Source organism: Serratia nevei, assembly GCF_024160145.1.
In the GTDB taxonomy this organism is placed as follows: domain Bacteria; phylum Pseudomonadota; class Gammaproteobacteria; order Enterobacterales; family Enterobacteriaceae; genus Serratia; species Serratia nevei_A.
The window spans coordinates 1-2,386 of the sequence record NZ_JAMYWQ010000077.1 but is presented as its reverse complement, the minus strand read 5'-3'; the positions used below and the strand labels follow the sequence as shown (position 1 = coordinate 2,386).

2 protein-coding genes are annotated in these 2,386 nt (G+C 60.3%); both read right to left on the bottom strand.

Annotated features, from left to right (window positions below; genetic code table 11):
• Positions 1–143: 143 nt before the first annotated feature.
• Positions 144–1,451: an MFS transporter gene (locus M6G53_RS24715; RefSeq protein ID WP_253335167.1), complete on the bottom strand. Its 1,308-nt coding sequence runs from the start codon at positions 1,449–1,451 to the stop codon at positions 144–146.
• A gap of 124 nt (positions 1,452–1,575) precedes the next feature.
• Complete coding sequence (mog, locus tag M6G53_RS24710; protein WP_253335165.1) at positions 1,576–2,163, bottom strand: molybdopterin adenylyltransferase; 588 nt, start codon at positions 2,161–2,163, stop codon at positions 1,576–1,578.
• Positions 2,164–2,386: the final 223 nt, after the last annotated feature.

Genomic DNA, 2,386 nt, shown 5'->3' with positions numbered 1-2,386 from the left:
GGCAAACATCAACAACGAAATCCATATCGTGTTCAGACATAAAAAAATCCGGAATCAGAGGGCTGAATCCGGATTGTCTCTTACTGAGTGGATCGTTCAAGTGTTCTTAAACGATCGGCATTACTGCGTCGCAGGGCTTTTTTTTAGCTGTAGGAATCGGCTCGCCGCTCCCCGGCCTCGCTGTTCAGGTCGCGATGCAGGTAGAGGCCGAGCAGCAGCCCGATGAGCGACAGCGCCAGCACGTAGTAAGCGGGTGCTAACGGGGTTAATTTCATGATCAGCGTCACAAAAATAGGGGTTAAACCGCCAAAAATAGCGTACGAGACGTTATATGAGAACGAGATGCCGGTAAACCGCACTTCCGCCGGGAACGCCCGCACCATCACGTACGGCACCGCTCCCACCACGCCGACGCTGAACCCCACCAGAGCATAGCAGGCGAACAGCATTTCCGGGCGCACGCCCACCGTCTGATAGAACAGCCAGCTGCAGCCGGCCAGCAGCACACTGCCGACCACCAGCGTTTTGCTGGCGCCGAAGCGATCGGCCGACAAACCGGCGACGATGCAGCCGGCGATCAGCATGATGGTGGCGATGCTGTTAGCCTGTAGCGTCAACGCCGGCGCGATGCCGAACTGCTTTTGCAGATAGGTCGGCGTCATCAGGATCACCACCACGATGCCGGCGGAGAGCAGCCAGGTCAGCAACATCGACACCGCCACTTCCCGCTTGTGATTGAGCACCACCGATTTCAGCGGCAGCTCCTCGGCCAGCGCTTTACGCGCCTGCATCTCGATGAAGATCGGCGTTTCCTGCAGCCAGCGGCGCAGGTACATCGCCACCAGGCCGAACATGCCGCCCAACAGGAAAGGAATGCGCCAGCCGCCGCCGGCGATGCTCTGTGGGCTGAGCGTGGTATTGATCACCGTCGCCACCACCGAGCCCAGCAGGATGCCTACCGTCAGCCCGGCGGTCAGCGTGCCGCAGGCGAAGCCGATGCGCCGGCGCGGCACGTGTTCGGCGACGAAGACCCAGGCGCCCGGCACCTCACCGCCGATCGCCGCCCCCTGCAGCACGCGCATCAGCAGCAGCAGCAGCGGCGCGGCAATGCCGATGCTGGCGTAGGTCGGCAGCAGGCCCATCGCCAGCGTCGGCAACGCCATCAGCAGAATGCTCAGGGTAAACATCTTTTTGCGGCCGACCAGATCGCCGAAGTGCGCCATTACGATGCCGCCCAGCGGGCGGGCCAGATAGCCGGCGGCGAAAATGCCGAAGGTTTGCACCAGCCGCAGCCATTCCGGCATGTCCGCCGGGAAGAACAGATCGCCGACCACGGCGGCGAAGAACACGAAGATGATGAAGTCGTAAAACTCCAGCGCGCCGCCCAACGCGGCCAACGTCAGCGTTTTGTAGTCTTGCCGGTTTAAGCGGCGATTAGTGTCGTGAGGCATAGGGCACCGTCGGTAAAGGCTGTAAAAATAAAAGCCGCAGGCTTTCTGTAAAAGAATCCTTACTATAGCGGCAAATTATTTTCACACCAGACGGGCTGAAGCCGATCTCGCAGATCGCTGAAATTTAGAAGTTTATCTCGCGACGCGCGCTCTTTGGCCGAAATGCTGCTACCACCGCGGCGTGCGTTTCGACGTAAGGCCCGTCGAGCAGCTGAATGCAATAAGGCACGCTGGCGAAGATGCCGTGCACCACCGCATTGCCCTGCTCATCCTTCACCCCTTCCAGCGTTTCCTTGATCGACTTCGGTTGGCCGGGCAGGTTGATGATCAGCGCCTGTTTGCGGATCGCCCCCACCTGGCGAGAAAGAATTGCCGTTGGCACATAGTGTAGGCTGATCTGACGCATTTGCTCACCGAAGCCGGGCATCACGCGATCGGCGATCGCCAGCGTGGCGTCGGGGGTGACGTCGCGGCGCGCCGGCCCTGTGCCGCCGGTGGTCAGCACCAGGTGGCAGCCCATTTCGTCCACCAGCTCGCACAGCGTCTGTTCAATTTGCGTCTGCTCATCGGGGATCAGCCGGGTTTCCAGCTTGAATGGCGTCGCCAGCGCGCCGCTCAGCCACGCTTCCAGCGCCGGGATGCCCTTGTCCTGGTAAACGCCGCCGGAAGCGCGGTCGGAAACGGAAACCAAACCAATACGTAAAATGTCCATGCGTAACCTCTACAGCCTGATGGGGTTCGAACGGGTTCATCTCCCGCTCTGTTGTCGTTGCCGAGAGTATAAGGGCTTCCCCCGCCGGCGGGAGCGTCGGTGACTAGTCCTGATATAGGTTGACACTTTTCAGCCGGATAACGCCCGATGAACCTCATCGGGCGTTTTGTATTTCAGCGACAGGTGCGGCCGCTGTGTGTTGTAGATGTTCACCGACTCCCTG